General features: G+C 34.6%; 11 protein-coding genes. 8 read left to right on the forward strand and 3 right to left on the reverse strand.

The features are described 5' to 3' along the window. The first annotated feature begins 9 nt into the window (after positions 1-9). Positions 10-1,557 (forward strand): aldehyde dehydrogenase (NADP(+)), encoded by a 1,548-nt coding sequence (locus M2326_RS02805; RefSeq protein ID WP_264618032.1) that lies wholly within the window; start codon positions 10-12, stop codon positions 1,555-1,557. A gap of 96 nt (positions 1,558-1,653) precedes the next feature. Here M2326_RS02805 and M2326_RS02810 read toward each other — a convergent pair whose 3' ends face one another. After that, complete coding sequence (locus M2326_RS02810; RefSeq protein WP_264618033.1) at positions 1,654-2,367, reverse strand: ribonuclease activity regulator RraA; 714 nt, start codon at positions 2,365-2,367, stop codon at positions 1,654-1,656. A gap of 128 nt (positions 2,368-2,495) precedes the next feature. On the opposite strand from M2326_RS02810, the gene M2326_RS02815 reads away from it, so the two are divergent. Further along, a complete protein-coding gene (locus tag M2326_RS02815) occupies positions 2,496-4,802 on the forward strand; it encodes a chondroitinase-B domain-containing protein (RefSeq protein WP_264618034.1) in 2,307 nt (768 codons plus the stop codon). Between the two features lie 147 nt (positions 4,803-4,949). Here M2326_RS02815 and M2326_RS02820 read toward each other — a convergent pair whose 3' ends face one another. Next, positions 4,950-5,981 carry a LacI family DNA-binding transcriptional regulator gene (locus tag M2326_RS02820; protein ID WP_264618035.1) on the reverse strand — a complete coding sequence of 344 codons (1,032 nt, stop codon included), beginning with the start codon at positions 5,979-5,981 and terminating at the stop codon, positions 4,950-4,952. A gap of 163 nt (positions 5,982-6,144) precedes the next feature. Here M2326_RS02820 and M2326_RS02825 point away from each other — a divergent pair, with 163 nt between their 5' ends. The 5 genes from M2326_RS02825 to M2326_RS02845 all read left to right on the forward strand — a co-directional run bounded on the left by M2326_RS02825 (position 6,145) and on the right by M2326_RS02845 (position 14,510). Then, a complete protein-coding gene (locus M2326_RS02825) occupies positions 6,145-8,739 on the forward strand; it encodes a TonB-dependent receptor (protein WP_264618036.1) in 2,595 nt (864 codons plus the stop codon). Positions 8,740-8,809: 70 nt separating this feature from the next. After that, complete coding sequence (locus M2326_RS02830; protein ID WP_264618037.1) at positions 8,810-10,120, forward strand: amylo-alpha-1,6-glucosidase; 1,311 nt, start codon at positions 8,810-8,812, stop codon at positions 10,118-10,120. Positions 10,121-10,140: 20 nt separating this feature from the next. Further along, the gene (locus M2326_RS02835; RefSeq protein WP_264618038.1) at positions 10,141-11,763 is read left to right on the forward strand and encodes a sodium:solute symporter family transporter; all 1,623 of its coding nucleotides are present in this window, start codon (positions 10,141-10,143) and stop codon (positions 11,761-11,763) included. A 302-nt stretch (positions 11,764-12,065) separates the two neighbouring features. Then, positions 12,066-13,202, forward strand: coding sequence for a glycerate kinase (locus M2326_RS02840; protein ID WP_264618039.1), 1,137 nt, complete (start codon positions 12,066-12,068; stop codon positions 13,200-13,202). 318 nt (positions 13,203-13,520) lie between these two features. Further along, positions 13,521-14,510: a Gfo/Idh/MocA family protein gene (locus M2326_RS02845; protein ID WP_264618040.1), complete on the forward strand. Its 990-nt coding sequence runs from the start codon at positions 13,521-13,523 to the stop codon at positions 14,508-14,510. 181 nt (positions 14,511-14,691) lie between these two features. On the opposite strand, the gene M2326_RS02850 is transcribed toward M2326_RS02845, so the two are convergent. After that, a complete protein-coding gene (locus M2326_RS02850) occupies positions 14,692-15,495 on the reverse strand; it encodes a THC0290_0291 family protein (protein WP_413603255.1) in 804 nt (267 codons plus the stop codon). Positions 15,496-15,727: 232 nt separating this feature from the next. On the opposite strand from M2326_RS02850, the gene gdhA reads away from it, so the two are divergent. Beyond that, positions 15,728-17,071, forward strand: a complete 1,344-nt coding sequence (gene gdhA, locus M2326_RS02855) for an NADP-specific glutamate dehydrogenase (protein WP_264618042.1) — start codon at positions 15,728-15,730, stop codon at positions 17,069-17,071. Positions 17,072-17,168: the final 97 nt, after the last annotated feature.

Here is a 17,168-nt window from a genome sequence, read left to right on the forward strand (position 1 = left end):
TAATTAATTATGAGTTTAAGTACAGAATTTCATGCCGTCAATCCTACTACTAATACTTTATTAAATGGAGGTTTTATTAATACGACTAATTCGGAATTAGATGTTGTTGTACAGCAAGCTGTAAATGATTTTGATATTTATCGAAAGAAAGATAAGAATCAAATTGCCGATTTTCTAGATCAAATTGGGAAGGAAATCTTAAATCTTGGTGACGCGTTGTTAGAAAGATGTCATCTAGAAACAGCATTACCGCTAGCAAGGTTACAAGGAGAACGTGGGCGCACCGTTGGACAATTGCAATTATTTGCATCATTTGTAAGAGAGGGTTCCTGGGTAGAGGCAAAAATTGATACCGCTCAGCCAGAGAGAATACCCTTAGTAAAACCAGATATTCGTCAAATGTTATTGCCTTTGGGACCTGTAGCGGTTTTTGGAGCGAGTAACTTTCCGTTGGCTTTTTCTGTTGCCGGTGGTGATACGGCTTCTGCATTGGCGGCAGGTTGTCCAGTAATTTTTAAGGGGCACCCTGCACATCCAGGAACTTCAGCTTTGGTGGCTTCAGCTTTTGAGAAAGCTATTGCTGTTTGCGGAATGCCAAAAGGCACTTTTGCCTTAGTCCAAGGAAATACAAACGCATTGGGCACAGCTTTAGTAAGTCATCCTTCTATAAAAGCAGTTGGTTTTACTGGGTCTTTTACAGGAGGGAAGGCTTTATTTGATTTGGCTAATGGAAGACTAGAACCTATTCCTGTATTTGCAGAAATGGGTAGCACGAATCCCGTTTTTATTTTACCTGAAATTTTAAAAGAAAAAGCAACTTCAATTGCAAAAGGAATGGCGGGTTCTATCGTACAAGGCGTGGGCCAGTTTTGCACCAATCCAGGTTTGGTATTCATACAAAAATCGGCAAGTGCAGACGAATTTTACTGTCAATTAACTCAAAATATCACCGAAACACCTGCTGGAACGATGTTAACAGCTGGAATTGGTAAAACGTATAAAAAGAATCTTGAGAAAATAGCTGCTATGAATAATGTAGTAGAACTAGCCAAAGGAAAATCAGCAACAACAGAGAATGGAGGTGTTGCAATGGTATTCAAAACTTCGATAAGAAATTTTATTAATACTCCTTACTTGGTAGAAGAAAACTTTGGTCCATCACAAGTTTTAGTCGAAGCAGAAACTAAAGAGCAAATATTAGAGGCTGCTCGAAATTTAGAGGGTCACCTGACCGCAACAGTGCATGGTACAACTGGAGATTTTGAAAATTACAAAGAACTTTTCGATATTTTAGAGTTGAAAGTAGGTAGAATCCTGATTAATGGTTTTCCAACAGGGGTTGAGGTTTGTCATTCAATGGTACATGGAGGTCCATATCCAGCCACGACTGCACCACAATCTACATCGGTAGGTACACAGGCAATCAAACGTTTTGTGCGTCCTGTATGTTTTCAGAATTATCCATCTTTTCTATTGCCAAATGCGTTGAAAAATGAAAATCCAGATCAAATTATGCGATTTGTAAATGGAGCTTTCTCGAAGGAGGCAATTGTATAAATAATTGAATTGTTAGGTCCTACTTTTGCCGCAGATTAAAATGATTACACAGATTCCATCTGTATTAATTATTTTAATCTGTGGAACTTTTTTTAACTACTTTCTTTTTCTCCATTCTTCAAAATCAACCAATGTTTGATCGATCGTTGGAGGATAGAGCCCAATAATAGGTTTGCCTTCAGCTACCTTTTCTAAAACAAAATTTTCGAACAGCGTCATTTCTATACATTCATCAGCTACTTCGTCAGCAATGTGAGCAGGAATTACCATGACCCCATCATCATCTCCTACAAGTACATCACCAGGAAAAATGGCTACGTCACCACATGCAATTGGAATATTGATATCCAATGCTTCATGCAGCGTCAAATTGGTTGGAGCAGATGGGCGATTATGGTATGCTGAGAATGGTAAATTTGCTATTGATGCGGAGTCTCTAAAGCCACCATCGGTAACAATTCCTGCGGCTCCACGAACCATCAATCGAGATACTAAAATATCTCCGGCAGAGGCTGCACGAGCATCTTTTCTGCTGTCAATCACTAATACACTTCCTTCAGGACATGTTTCGACTGCAACTCGTTGTGGATGATCTACATTTCTAAAAACAGTGATTGGATTTCGATCTTCTCTCGCCGGAATGTATCGTAAAGTAAAGGCTTCTCCAACCATAGTGGGTTTGCCTAATTGTAATGGTTTTACTTCTTGGATGAACTGATTTTTAAATCCTTTTTTATACAAGCAAGTTGCAATAGTAGGTGTGCTTACTGTTTTTAATTTTTCTCTGGTTGTGGCAGATAATTTTTTCATTTAATAATTTTTTTTAAAAGAAAGGGTATTGAAATCAATAATTTATGTCTATATTTGGAAACCCAAACTGGCAAACCAATTTAGTTTACGTAAAGATAAGTAATTAAAATATAAAAGTCAATAACGTTATGAAGAAGGTAATTTTCTTAGGAATCATTTTTTTATTGTTTTCCTTTCGTCCAACAGATATGGGTAAAAGTACTAAGGTTACTAATTTGCAAGAGTTAAACGCAGCGATTAAAGAGGCCGTAGCTGGAGATGAAATTATTCTAGCAAATGGGGTGTGGAAAGATGTTCAAATACAATTCAAGGGAAAAGGAACGCAAGAGGCTCCGATTGTTATGAGAGCCGAAACTTCAGGAGAAGTTTTTATAGAAGGAGTTTCTGATTTAAAAATAGGAGGGACTTACCTTGAAGTGAGTGGATTGTACTTCAGAAATGGATATACTCCATCGAGTACCATAATTGATTTTCATATAGACGAAACATTAATAGCTAATCATTGTAAAATTTCACAATGTGTTATCGAAGATTTTACGCAATTAAATCGTGTAAAAGACGATCACTGGATTGAATTTTGGGGAAGAAACAATCAATTGGATCACAATTATATTACTGGAAAATCGAATCAAGGGCCAACTATAATGGTAGTTTTGAAAGGAAATGAACATATCAATAATCATCACAAAATCACCAACAATCATTTTGGACCAAGACCTAGAAAAGGAGGGCCACATGGTGAAACAATTCAAATTGGAGACAGCGGAACTTCAATGGTGCCTTCATTTACTCTAGTTTCTTATAATTTATTCGAAAGATGTGATGGTGAGGTTGAGATTATTTCGAACAAATCAAATTATAATGAATACCGAAATAATATTTTCTACAAGTCTGAAGGTTCATTGGTATTGCGTCATGGAAATTACTGTACTATTGACGGAAACATATTTATAGGAGACAAAAATTCTGATTTCATGGGAGGTGTTCGTGTAGTGAATACAGGACACTGGATCACTAATAATTATTTTTATAAAATCAAAGGTGATGAATTTCGAAGCGCTTTGGCAGTTATGAATGGAGTTCCAAAATCTCCATTAAATCGCTACAATCAAGTGACAGATGCAGTGATTGCTTATAATACTTTTGTAGATTGTAGTACACCATGGCAGTTCAGTGTTGGTGCAAATATGAGTAAAAGTGATGTGTTACCAGCACAAGAAATCCGTTCGGCAAGACCCGATAGAATTGTAGTTGCAAACAATGTTATTTACAATCAAATACCAAATAACTTTCCGGTGAAGGCGTATGATAAGGTAGATGGAGTAGTATTCAAAAACAATATTTTGAATAGTCCTAATAACAGCGTTGTAAAAGATAGTGGGATTCAAACAGAAAATTTTTCTGCAACCAAAATATCAGATTGGTTGTATGTTCCTACTACAAATAATATTGATGTTTATAATGGCTTTGATTTCGAAAACATTAAAAAAGATATTTTTGGCAAAGATAGAGTCTTATCAAATGCAATTGGCGCAATAGTTTTACCTGTGGATAAAAATAAAGGAACAATTGTAGCAAAAGCGTACGGAACCAACTGGTTTTCTACAAAGATGAATAAAGCAACTACAGCAACGATAAAAGTAGCTTCTACCAAAGAATTGGTAGCTGTTTTGGAGAGTGCGGTTAATGGAACTATTATTGAATTAAAAAAAGGAGTCTACAAAATAGAAGCATCATTAGTCATTAATAAAGTAATCACAATTAAAGGAAAAGACAAGAAAAATAAAGCAACAATTGTGTATTCTGGAGCTAGCAAAAGCCCTGCTTTTTTGATGGAGCCAAAAGGTAACTTGGTGGTTGAGAATCTAATTTTGAAAGGAAACAAAGTACAATATGCTTTTGCAACTTTAGAGAAAAACATGAAAAGTGCTTATAATCTTTCGACCAATAATATAGAAGTTAGCAATTTTGATACGGTATTAAATGCTTATAAAGATGCGTTTTCGGATACCATTTCGATAGATAATTCAATTTTTAAAAATTGTAAAAGAGGAATTCGCTTAGCAGATGAGAATGAAGATTTGGGAGAATACAATGCAGAATTCGTATACATTAAAAATTCAAAATTTGATGGTATACAATCTAGTGTGCTGGATTACTACCGTGGTGGTTATGATGAATCTACTATTGGAGGGAATTTAATTTTTCAAAATAATTCTGTAATAAACTCTGGGAAAGAAGAAGTGAGTGGGATTTTGGTTAAAACTAGAGGAATTGTAAATGTGATTATTTCCAATAATAATTTCACAAACAATCCAATTAAAGTGATTGCCATATTCTGGGGAGAAAAGGGGCAAGCCCCAAAAGATAATATCATTAAAAATTCGGGTGAGTTCAAAATAGAACAAAATCTGAAACAAAAAATGATGTATTAGGTAAAGGTTTATTGTTTTTTTTTTAATATTTTTTTTGGTTACAAAGGGGAATTCTGGTGGTTCAGAAGTTTCCCTTTGTTTTTTATAATAGCTTTTTTTGTCATAAAGGTTATAACTTTTTAATATTGGAAATTTTGTATTGAAAATTTATTTTTTCAAAGAATTGAATGATGATTTCCTTACAATTAGATTGGTTTTTATTTCGATCGTTTTGTGGTTTACTGTTGTTTCTGAGTTTATTTCTTCGATCAAATACTTTACGGCTACTTCTCCAATTCGGTTTCCAGGCTGATCAATACTAGACATCTTCGGTTGTATAATTGTACAGAAAGTTGAGTTACTAAAGCCTACAACTGCAACCTCTGAGGGAATTTTAATTTTATTTTTTTTGAGTTCTTTTATTGCTCCAATTCCGGCTTCATCAATAATAGTAAAAATGGCATCTGGTCTATTTTGTAAGCTCAATAATATTTTGGTTTGCCGTTGCCCTTCTTCAATTGATAAGTCTTCAGAACTCAGAATAAGGCTTTCGTCTACTTCTATTTTGTGTTTCCGTAAGGCTTTAAGGTAACCTTGGTATCGTCTTTCGGACACATTGGAACTGTCTGTCTCTTTGATGATGGCAATTCTTGTTTTGCCCGTATTAATCAAATGTTCGACTGCTTGTAAAGCCGCACCCTCATCATCAATGATAATTTGTGTGCAAGGTACTTTATTCGAAATTCGATCAAATAAGATAAGCGGAATGTGTTTCATCATTTCTAGAATTTCATCTACATTTTGCGTTTTTTTAGTCAATGATAATAAAACGCCATCAACTCCAAATTGAATCATAGTTTCTAGTAATTCGGCTTGCCTAGTATCGCTATTGAAGGATTCACAAATGATGACTTTGTACCCGTTTAATTCGGAGGCCGAAATAATTCCTCTTAATAATGTGGAGGTAAAACGATGTTCTATATTAGGGATTATAACCCCAATAATATTTGTTTTATGCGAACGAAATCCTTTGGCGAATAAGTTGGGGACATATTTTACTTTATTAGCATAAGTTTTAACACGATTTTTGGTTTCTTCACTAATATCTGAATGATCGTTTAAAGCTCTCGAAACTGTAGAAATAGATAATTCTAAATCTAAAGCTATTTTTTTTAATGTTATGATATTTTTTTTACTCATTTTTTATCAAATTACTATGTAAAGGTAGTTAATTATTTTTGTTCGCAAACGTTACCGCAAACGGTTGCGTTAATATTTCGTTAATTTTAAGAATCAATTCATTGAGTTTCAATATACATTAGCGGTAACAAATAACCATATAACTTAATTAATCAACCAAATTATGAAAAACTTTATCAAAGTATTTTTGTTGTTAATAGGAACAGTTTCCTATTCGCAAACTACCGTAAAAGGAACGGTAACTGATGAACAGAATAATCCTATTCCACAAGTGAATGTACTTATTGTAGGAACTCAAGTAGGAGTAACTACAGATTTTGATGGGAAGTATGTTTTGATCACAAAATTGATTGGCGATCAAAAAGTAAAAGTTGCTACAATTGGTTTTAAAGACCAAATTAAAAACATCAAATTAGCTGGAAGTGATCTTAGATTAGACTTTCAATTAAAAGAGAGTATGGAGATGCTTGACGAAGTTGTATTAACAGGTACTTCGGTAAAACGTTCTCAAAAAGAAACTCCTGTATCTGTAACCTCTTTTAGTGCAAAAGATTTAACAAAATTAAATACGAGTAGCCAAGCAAATATTTTGAGAAGTGTCCCTGGGATTACTACCGAAAATGGTGGAGGTGAAGTAGGGTCTAACGTATTTGTGAGAGGTTTGCCTTCTGGAGGACAATTCCAGTTCAACCCGATACAAATTGATGGAATGCCAGTATTATCTACTTTTGGTTTGAATTCATCTGCTCATGATGTTTATTTTAGAACAGATATTGGGATGAAAAGTTTAGAGTTTATTCGTGGTGGATCATCAGTATTGTATGGTGCAGGTTCTGTTGCGGGAATTATCAACTATACTAGCGAAACAGGTTCGGTTACGCCAAAGAACATTTTGAAAACAGAAGTAGGAACAAATTCTAGATACAAAGCAGACTTCTTATCTAGTGGTCAATTAGGAGGAAAAGATTCTAATATGTTTTATGCCATTACAGGTTTTTATCGTTATGATGAGGGACCAATCAAAACAGGATTGCCTACTGAAGGATATCAAATTCGTGGAAACATAAAAAAAGTAACAGAGAAAACTACCATTACATTTTCTGGACAAGTGATTGATGATAAAGTACAATTCTTTTTGCCTTATCCATTACAAGGTGGGAGTAGAACAAGACCACTTGGAAATGACGGTAAAGAAATCGTGACTTTGCAGACCGCTGCAGCGGCAAACATTTCATATGCTACTCCTGATGGAATTTTTAAAACAAATATTAGAGATGGAGTTGCTACAAAAGGAGGCTATTTTATGACGAATTTTGTTCACGATTTTTCAGATAATTTTTCTATTGATGCTAAAATCAGAAAATCAAACTACAAACACCAGTTTAATTTATTCTTAGACGGAAGTGGATTAACAGGTCCAAAAGTTGTTGAAACGCAAGCGGAGTATAAAGCAGCAAGAAATATAACAGCAGGAAATTTTACAACCTTAAATGGAGTAGCGTTACCAGCAAATGCACTTTTATTCGAAAATAGAATATTGGATAGAGTTCGTCCATTAGACGAATTGGTATCAGAGATTAAATTAATTAACAAAATGGGAGTACATACTGTAACAGCTGGGACATTTATGTCTAGAGCTTCTGCAGGAGATCTTAATATTACGACTGGTTATTTAAGCGAGTACAGTAATCGTCCTGGATTGGTTAATCTTTCGGGTTATACTGTAGATGGTGTTACCAATAGAGGAGCGGGTTATTCAAACAAAAATATTACTAGTAATAAATTAGCCTTCTTTTTGACAGATCAAATTAAATTGGAAAAATGGAATTTTGATATTGGAGTAAGACATGAAACAGCCTCTGGAACTATTCAAAATGAAAAAACTGCAGATTTTACAATGAGTACTTTTACGGGTAACGCCAAAATTGCTTCTATTAAATGGGGAACAGGAGCATATGAAACCGCAAACGTTTCTACAGATGACTATGCTGTTTCATTAGCTGCTTTATACAAAATAAATACTAGTTCTAGTGTTTATGGGAATTTTTCAAAAGGGTATTTCTTTCCAGAATTACGTTCTGTAAAAATTAATGCTGCTGGGGGGCATTCTACTTATTCTCCTGAAAAAATTATTCAAGGTGAAATAGGGGTTAAATACGGAAAGGGAAATTTTTCTGGAACAGCAGCACTTTTCTCTCTTACCTTATCAAATAGAAGAAACATTGCCTTTTTGAATGATGGTATAGGTGGATTTGTTGAAAAAGTAGATTTACAAGATACAAAATCTGCAGGTATAGAAACTACTTGGAATTGGAGATTTATAGATGGATTTGCTTTTAACGGAACATTTACCTTCCAAAAACATGAATTAACCAAATCAGAGAACAATCCAGCATTCGTAGGAAATGAATTGGCAAGACAACCGAATGTAATGACAAAATTGGGATTGTCTTATGACAAATCAAACTTTGATGCCAATTTTGATTATAACTATGCAGGGGATAAATATACAAATGATGCCAATACAGTTTTATTAAAAGGTTTTGGAATTGTAGATTTAAGTTTAGGATACACATTCAATGTGGGTAAAGACAACGAAACATTACGTATAGGAGCGCAATCTTTCAACTTGTTTAACTCTGCTGGAATCACAGAAGGTTCTCCAAGATTGGGTGATAACCAGACAGATGAACAATTCTTTGTAGGAAGACCTATTATTCCTAGAACAGCTTTGATGAATTTGACTTTCAATTTCTAATAAATTAAACATTAAAAAAGGATGCTGTTTCATTCTGTAAGAGCATCCTTTTTATTAAAACCCCCTCATTATGGCTACTAATTTAACAAAAGAAGCACAACAAATATTAAATGAAAACTTTCAAGCGGGAGGATATACTATTCCGTGTAAAGGGCTATATCCTTTTCAATGGAAATGGGATGCTGGATTTATTGCGCTTGGATTTGCACATTATGATATGGAAAAAGCAAAGACTGAGATGAAAACTCTTCTTGATGCACAATGGGAGAATGGATTTATTCCACATATTGTTTTTCATCAAAAGTCCGACACTTATTTTCCTGGACCAGATTTCCACCAAGCCGAGTTGCATCCTTTGTCCAACAAAGACTATCCTTCAACAGGAATGACACAACCTCCCGTTTTGGGCTTTACATTAGAAAAAATGTATCAAATAGCACAAAATAAAGAGGATGTACTCCAATTTATTACAGAAAATATTGGAAAAGTATACGACAATCACAACTATTTCTATAGTAAGAGGGATCCTCAAAATGAAGGCTTGGTGTACATCTACCACAATTGGGAATCGGGAACAGATAATTCGCCACTTTGGGATGATATTTGGGAAACAATGGATCCGCCAACGTATACTTTTGAACGAAAAGATACTAAGCTTATTGACCCTTCGGAGCGTCCTTCTAATAGAGAATACGACCATTATTTGTACATTATAGATATTGCAAAAGCGCACAATTATGATGACCAAAAAATTGCCGAACTATCTCCGTTTTTAGTTCAAGATCCGCTTTTCAATGCGATGTTGATTAAATCGAATGAAGCAATGATTGATTTGTACAAAATCATTGGAGGAAACGAAGATAAAATTGCACAACTAGAAAAATGGCAAACAAAAAGTAAAGCCTCTTTTAATTCGAAATTGTACGATGCGGAACTAGGAGCTTATATTCATTATGATTTAAGAAATGAAAAGCCTATTCGCTTTGTGAGTTCTTCGTCATTTTCACCTTTGTTTGCTGGGATTCCAAGCAAGGAACAAGCAGCAACAATCATAAACACTATGATGACTAAGTTTGGTGGTGATGATATGTATTTATGCGCGTCTTTTGATCCTACGAATGAACGTTTCAATCCAAAGAAATATTGGAGAGGACCGGTTTGGATCAACCTTAACTGGATGTTATATTATGGATTGAAAGATTACGGTTATGATGAAATTGCCGATAGAGTAAAATCGGATAGTTTTGAATTGTTGTCGAAAGTTGGTTTTTATGAGTATTTTAATCCCATAAAAGCAGCTTATGACACAGAAACCAAAGGGTATGGAGGAGGAAATTTCTCTTGGAGTGCCGCTTTGTACTTGGATTTGATGAATCAATAATTTTGATAAAATAATTAATTATGAACTGGATAGACTATATAGTGGTTATCGTTTACCTAATTGCTTTTCTAGGATTAGGAGTGTTTTTTAAGGAAAACAAAGATGCAAAGGATTATTTCCTAGGAGGTAAGGAAATGGGATGGTTTCCGTTAAGTTTATCTGCCATGGCAACCCAACTCTCTGCCATCAGTTTTATTTCGGCGCCTGCGTTTGTTGGTTTAGCACAAGGCGGAGGAATGAAATGGTTGACTTTTGAGTTGGCAGTTCCATTGGCCATGATTGGGATTATTTTGATTATTGTTCCGCCACTTTATCGTGCGAATATTGTAAGTATATATGAGTTTGTTGAAAGACGTTTTTCGACTTCTACTCGAATTGTTTTGAGTTTTGTTTTTCAAATTAGCCGTTCGTTATCTACTGGCGTTGCGGTGTATACCATAGCCATTATTTTGCAGTCGGTTTTAAATATTAGCTTTCACTACACCATTATATTGATTACTGTAATTACCATTGTTTACTCCTTTATGGGTGGAATGAAAGCCGTAGTATGGGGTGATGCTATCCAGATGATTATCCTTTTTGGTGGATTATTGATTTGTATTTATTACGGTTGGGGTTTATTGCAAGCGAATCCAAATTTCAACGGTTTTGAAACGGAACGTTTGCAAGTGGTAGACATGAATAATTTAGGATTTGATGGTGGTACTTTTGGGTTTTTACCTATGATGTTAGGAGGTTTGTTTTTATACTTATCTTATTATGGTACCGATCAAACACAAGCACAACGATTATTGTCTGCGAAAGATGAGAAGGCAGCCAAAAATATATTATTAGCCAATGGATTGTTGCGTTTTCCAGTCGTGTTGACCTATTGTATTATGGGATTAATCATTGGAGCTTTGGTACATTTAACGCCTGATTTCATGAGTGAAATTGCAGCGGTTACGCAAAAGCATTATCCAAAAGAGTTTGCAACCAGCGGTATTAAACCAGATTTGATGTTGCCTGTTTTTATCATGAAATATTTACCTCATGGTATGATTGGAATTTTGATTGTCGGAATTTTATCGGCAGCTATGTCTTCTGTGAGTTCTACGATCAACTCTTTGGGTGCGGTAACAGTAGAGGATCTTTTTAATAGAGGTAAAGTGAAATTGAGTCAAGCAAAATATATGAAATTGTCTAAAATTTCTATTGTATTTTGGGGGTTTGTTTGTATTGCTTCAGCCTATCTTTTTGGGAATACGGGAGGAACGGTGATAGAATTGATTAATATGATTTCGTCACAATTTTACGGACCTATATTAGCCACTTTTATTATCGCTATTTTGGTCAAAAGAGTGAATTATATTGGGATGAATGTGGGGATTGTAGGTGGGGTTTTGATTAATATTAGTATTAAATATTTCTTTGATGATATTTTCTGGATTTGGTTTAACCTTACTGGTTTTGTGATCACTTTTGTGTTGGCATTAGTAGTTAGTGCTTTGTTTAAAACAGAGAAAAATAAAGATTTTAATATTGAATTTAAAGTAAAAAGAGAAGATGTTTTGTCAAGAGATGTTATCATCTTACTAATCTTTTTTGTTATTATTTTGGGAGTTAGTTTTAGTTTGCCATCCATTTTGGCTGGAATACGCTAATAAGTATAAAATAATATTTGGTTGAACGGGTTTGCGTGAGGGATAGGAATAAGCTACCGAAGTAGCATGGATAGCCCGACAGCTTCCTGAAAAAGGGCACCTGTACGCAAAGATAATTTAGCCCTTTTTTGAGGATGGTGGCACGCCCAAATAATAATTTTAAAAAGGAAATAGATTTAAACAAACACTCTTGAGAATGCTTACTAGTTCAAAAAGCCTAAATTAGTGCTGCTAATTTGGGTTTTTTATAAATGCAAATTACCACCGAGAGTGTTTTTTTTTAATTGTAAAACGTAAAAGCGATGAGGATTTTAATAGCACCAGATAAATTTAAAGGTTCGCTGTCGGCGATGGAGGTTTGCAATGCAATTGAGCGAGGAATCCTTAACTATGACGCGACGATTGAAACGATAAAACATCCGTTGGCAGATGGAGGAGAAGGTACACTGGCTATTTTGCAAAACTATTTTGAATTAAAAACAGAATCAGCGGTAGCGATAGATCCTTTATTTCGAACTACTACGGCGACCTATAAGCACAATGATGATACAGCATTTATAGAAATGGCAAATGCATCGGGATTATTGATGGTAGAAGAAAATAATAGAGATGTGTGTAATTCGACATCGTTTGGAACAGGCCAGTTAATATTGGATGCAATTAATAAGGGGTTTCGAAAAATAATTTTATTTATAGGGGGTAGTGCTACCAATGATGGCGGAGTAGGAATGGCAGCTGCACTTGGTTACAAGTTTTTTTCGAAAGAGGGAATAAATATTTCTCCAACGGGTAAAGGATTAATTAGCATTGATGAAATTAAAAATCAAGATTTATCTTTTAGTTTGAATGAGATTTGCTTTACGGTAGTTTGTGATGTGAAGAATCCGTTGTATGGTCCTAATGGTGCGGCACATGTGTATGCAGCTCAAAAAGGAGCTTCGGCTGAAGAAATTGAGCAGTTGGATTTGGGGTTGCGGAATTTTAGTAAGCAAGTGGAAAGATATTTACATAAAGATGTAGCTCACTTGCAAGGTGCTGGCGCAGCAGGAGGAATGGGAGCTGGAGCGGTTTGTTTTTTGAATGCTAAAATGCAATCAGGAATTGACTTTGTTATGGAACAAACACACTTTGATGCTTCGGTGAAAAATAATGTAGACTTAATTATTACAGGAGAAGGGAGTTTGGACAAACAAACTGTAGAAGGAAAGGTGATTAAGGGGGTGAGTATAAGAGCACATCAAAACCATATTCCGTTTTCGATTCTGGCAGGTGTTGTAAAAGATGTAGCCTTGATAAAGAGTAACTTAAAACCAGCTCGTATTCAATCGATTATGGAAATGGATATTACCGTTGAAGATGCAATGGAAAATGCGGCAAAATATGTAACGGAAATGAGTTATCAATTGATAAAAAGCCAAAATGATCATTTTATAAATTAGAATCCTTAAACAATACTACTATAAAGGATAAAAATTAAGAGCTTTTTTGAAATTATAGCTGTAGTTAAAATAAAACAAATATACTATATAAGTACAGTTAAGGAAGAGATGGTAAGGTTATAAGTTGATTTCTTACTGATCTTTTTTGGAGTAAATAGTTTGATTTTGTTAGAGTCGTTATGTTGCTGCATAACGACTCTTTTTTTGTTAATTATTTTACAAAGGGAGCATCTTACCGGTATAAAAACGTTATTTTGAACTAAATTTGAGTTTAGAATATGAAGTGTAAAGTGTAAATATTTTTATTAAATCCTAATTATGAGTGTAGCTATATCAATTTCAAAAAATATTCGTTGGGGTATAATTGGTTGTGGTAATGTGACTGAACTAAAAAGTGGCCCTGCTTATCAAAAAGTACAAGGTTTCGAATTGGTAGGTGTGATGCGTCGCGATGCACAAAAGTGTGCTGATTATGCTAAAAGGCACGGTGTGAAAAAATATTATGTTGATGCTGATGAACTAATAAATGATCCCGAAATAGATGCTATATATATTGCTACACCTCCAGATTCTCATGCTTTTTATGGTCTTAAAGTAGCTGCAGCGGGTAAGCCTTGTTGTATTGAGAAACCAATGGCGCCAACCTATGAAGAGAGTTTGGTATTGTATAATGCATTTACTGAAAAAAATATTCCATTATTTGTAGCATATTATCGTCGTTCTTTGCCACGATTTGTTCAAGTGAAAAAATGGGTTGATGAAAAAGAAATTGGCGAAATTAGACACGTCAGTTGGCATCTAAGCAAAACAACTTCCGATCAAGATAATTCTGGCGAATACAATTGGAGAACGGATGCAAAAATAGCCAAAGGTGGTTATTTTGATGATTTGGCTAGCCACGGAATGGATTTGTTTGAGTATTTGTTGGGTGAGATTATAAATATTTCTGGTTTTACTACAAATCAACAAGGTTTGTATTCTGCCCAAGATGCTATTGTAGCTTCTTGGATTCATGAAACGGGAATTACAGGAGCTGGAAGCTGGAATTTTGGTTGTGCAACTCGCGAAGATGTGGTACAAATTATTGGTAGTAAGGGTAAGATTGAATTTTCTATATTTGAGGAGAACCCAATAAAATTGACTAATGAAAAAGGAAAAACAGAACAGTTTATAAATCATCCCGAAAATGTACAGTTTAATCATGTACAAAACATAAGAGAACATCTTTTGGGTAATAAAACTCACCCGTCTACTGGAAAAACAGGATTGCATACTAGTTGGGTATTGGAGAAAATAGTAAGAGGTTAAGGTGTTTTGCGTAGCTATTATTTTGCAAAATATTAACGATTAAAGAATTGTTTACGGGCTGTTTTAGTTGTAAATTTGTTATAGCATATATTACATTTTAGACTTTCTCTTTTGTAAGATGTTTGAGAAAGTAAAAATCCCAATTCTGATTTGTTAGAATTGGGATTTTGATTTTTAGCGATTATTCTATGTAATAGATGTAGCCAAAATTTAACCAAACGAGCCAGTCATTGGATCTGTTCTCTTTATAGATATTTGGATTTGGATTTAAACCATCTACCCAATTAGAAAAGAAATATTGAAATCTCAAATCAATCATTAAATCTCGAAGCGGCGACAATTTATAACGTGTTCCGACACTTGATACCACGGACCAAACCGTATTACTTTCGGTCGAAAAACCATAGGGATGGTTTCCAGAGGGAGTTAAGTATTTTGGAAATGTAGTAGAAGGAGTTCCTAAAGGCCCTAATGAGGAATGAACCTCGGCATTGTAATAACTAAATTGAGTACCTAGACTTACAAAAGGCCCCCAACTTCCATTTGTAGCTGTGAAATCACGTATGCTTAAAGGAAAATATTCTAATTGTATGCCTAAATTAGTCAACTGTGTACTTCCTTTCATTGCTCTTAATTGGTCTGCCCCAAGTCCTGTCCTTTCAGGTTTAACCCATTCACCTTCATGTTGTAAATTGGTTTTATTGTATGACAATTCTGTTCTAAATTTAAAATGGTCATTAAAATAATTTTGAGGAGTATAACAGTTACAATCGGCTTCATATGAAAAATTCATATAGTGAATGATTCCAATACCAAAACCAGAATTCTCAAGATTAGTTTTCAGGTCATAACGTTGTCCATAATCAGATTGAAAGGCAATAGGGCCAGCAATAATTCCAACTTCATGAGAAAACCCAAATTGCGCTTTCATAGTATTTGAAAAGCCAAATACAATAAGTAAGGGGGCAAATAAGTGTTTGAGCATAATTTAAGTAGGTTTTGGGGTAAGACAAAGATATAAAATTGTAAGTACAGACTTCTACTAAATTAAAAATAACCCAAATAATATCAAAACCTGCTAAAAATTCATCTTTTTAACGCATATTACTGCTGAAAATAAGGAAAATTTAAGGGTTCATTTTATGTTGATTTTTGTAAAAAATGTATATTTGTTATAGCACGAAATCGTTTTCTTAAATGTGCTTAATATTATATTTATGTCAAAAAATATTGAAAATTTTATAGCAGAGGTTACTCGAAAAAACCCCAACGAGCCAGAATTTTTACAAGCAGTTGTAGAGGTAGCAGAAACAGTGATGCCTTTTATTGAGAAAAATGAAAAGTATCAAAATAAAATGCTTTTGGAACGAATGGTCGAATCCGATAGGATTATCATTTTTAGAGTAGCTTGGATGGATGATAAAGGTCAAACACAAGTTAATCGTGGTTTTCGTGTTCAAATGAATTCGGCAATTGGACCTTATAAAGGAGGACTTCGTTTTCACCCCTCTGTGAATTTAAGTATTTTGAAATTTCTTGCATTCGAACAAACATTCAAAAACAGTCTAACATCGCTTCCGATGGGCGGAGGAAAAGGTGGGGCAGATTTTAACCCAAAAGGAAAGTCAGATAATGAAGTAATGCGTTTTTGTCAAAGCTTTATGACCGAATTGTCTAAACATATCGGTGCAAATACTGATGTTCCTGCAGGAGATATTGGTGTTGGCGGTAGAGAGATTGGCTATTTATTTGGTCAATACAAAAGATTAAGAAATGAATTTACAGGAGTTTTAACTGGAAAAGGAATGTCTTATGGAGGTTCGTTAATTAGACCCGAAGCTACTGGATATGGAGCTGTATATTTTACTCAAAGTATGCTAGCAACCAAAGAAGATAGTATAGCGGGTAAAATTATTGTAATTTCAGGTTCTGGAAATGTAGCTCAATATGCAGCAGAAAAAGCGACTAATTTGGGAGCAAAAGTAATAACAATGTCTGATTCTGGAGGTTATATTTATGATGAAGAAGGAATTACTTTAGATAAACTAGCTCATATAATGTTTATAAAAAATGAACTAAGAGGTAGGATAAGTGAATATGTTACCAAATATCCAAATGCTAAGTATGTTGCCGATCGTCGCCCTTGGGAGGTGAAATGTGATATTGCAATGCCTTGTGCAACTCAAAACGAAATTAACGAAGAGGAAGCGAAATTACTAGTTACAAATGGTTGCTTTTGTGTAACTGAAGGTGCTAATATGCCTACAACCTTGGAGGCATTGATTGTTTTTCAAAAAGCCAAAATATTATTTTCACCTGGGAAAGCTTCAAATGCAGGAGGTGTAGCCACATCGGGATTAGAGATGTCTCAAAATTCATTACGATTAAATTGGACCGCAGAAGAAGTAGATGAAAAGTTAAAAGGAATTATGAGTTCAATTCATGCCTCTTGTGTGGAATATGGGTCAGATTCTAGTGGTTATGTTGATTATGTGAAAGGTGCCAATGTCGCTGGATTTGTAAAAGTAGCAGATGCCATGTTGGCCCAAGGAATAGTTTAGTACGTTAAAAAAAATATTAAGACTCTCTCTGGTTTTGCTTATTGCATTGCTTGAGAGAGTCTTTTTATGGGCATACATCTCAAATACTTATCTTTAT

This window comes from Flavobacterium psychraerolatum (assembly GCF_025960985.1).
In the GTDB taxonomy this organism is placed as follows: Bacteria; Bacteroidota; Bacteroidia; order Flavobacteriales; family Flavobacteriaceae; genus Flavobacterium.

Bases quoted from the DNA above. Each gene is read 5' to 3' on its own strand.
- M2326_RS02835 (WP_264618038.1), top strand. From the start codon at position 10,141: ATGAACTGGATAGACTATATAGTGGTTATCGTTTACCTAATTGCTTTT.
- M2326_RS02840 (WP_264618039.1), top strand. From the start codon at position 12,066: ATGAGGATTTTAATAGCACCAGATAAATTTAAAGGTTCGCTGTCGGCG.
- M2326_RS02825 (WP_264618036.1), top strand. From the start codon at position 6,145: ATGAAAAACTTTATCAAAGTATTTTTGTTGTTAATAGGAACAGTTTCC.
- M2326_RS02820 (WP_264618035.1), bottom strand. From the start codon at position 5,981: ATGAGTAAAAAAAATATCATAACATTAAAAAAAATAGCTTTAGATTTA.
- gdhA (WP_264618042.1), top strand. From the start codon at position 15,728: ATGTCAAAAAATATTGAAAATTTTATAGCAGAGGTTACTCGAAAAAAC.
- M2326_RS02850 (WP_413603255.1), bottom strand. From the start codon at position 15,495: ATGCTCAAACACTTATTTGCCCCCTTACTTATTGTATTTGGCTTTTCA.
- M2326_RS02830 (WP_264618037.1), top strand. From the start codon at position 8,810: ATGGCTACTAATTTAACAAAAGAAGCACAACAAATATTAAATGAAAAC.
- M2326_RS02810 (WP_264618033.1), bottom strand. From the start codon at position 2,367: ATGAAAAAATTATCTGCCACAACCAGAGAAAAATTAAAAACAGTAAGC.
- M2326_RS02805 (WP_264618032.1), top strand. From the start codon at position 10: ATGAGTTTAAGTACAGAATTTCATGCCGTCAATCCTACTACTAATACT.
- M2326_RS02845 (WP_264618040.1), top strand. From the start codon at position 13,521: ATGAGTGTAGCTATATCAATTTCAAAAAATATTCGTTGGGGTATAATT.
- M2326_RS02815 (WP_264618034.1), top strand. From the start codon at position 2,496: ATGAAGAAGGTAATTTTCTTAGGAATCATTTTTTTATTGTTTTCCTTT.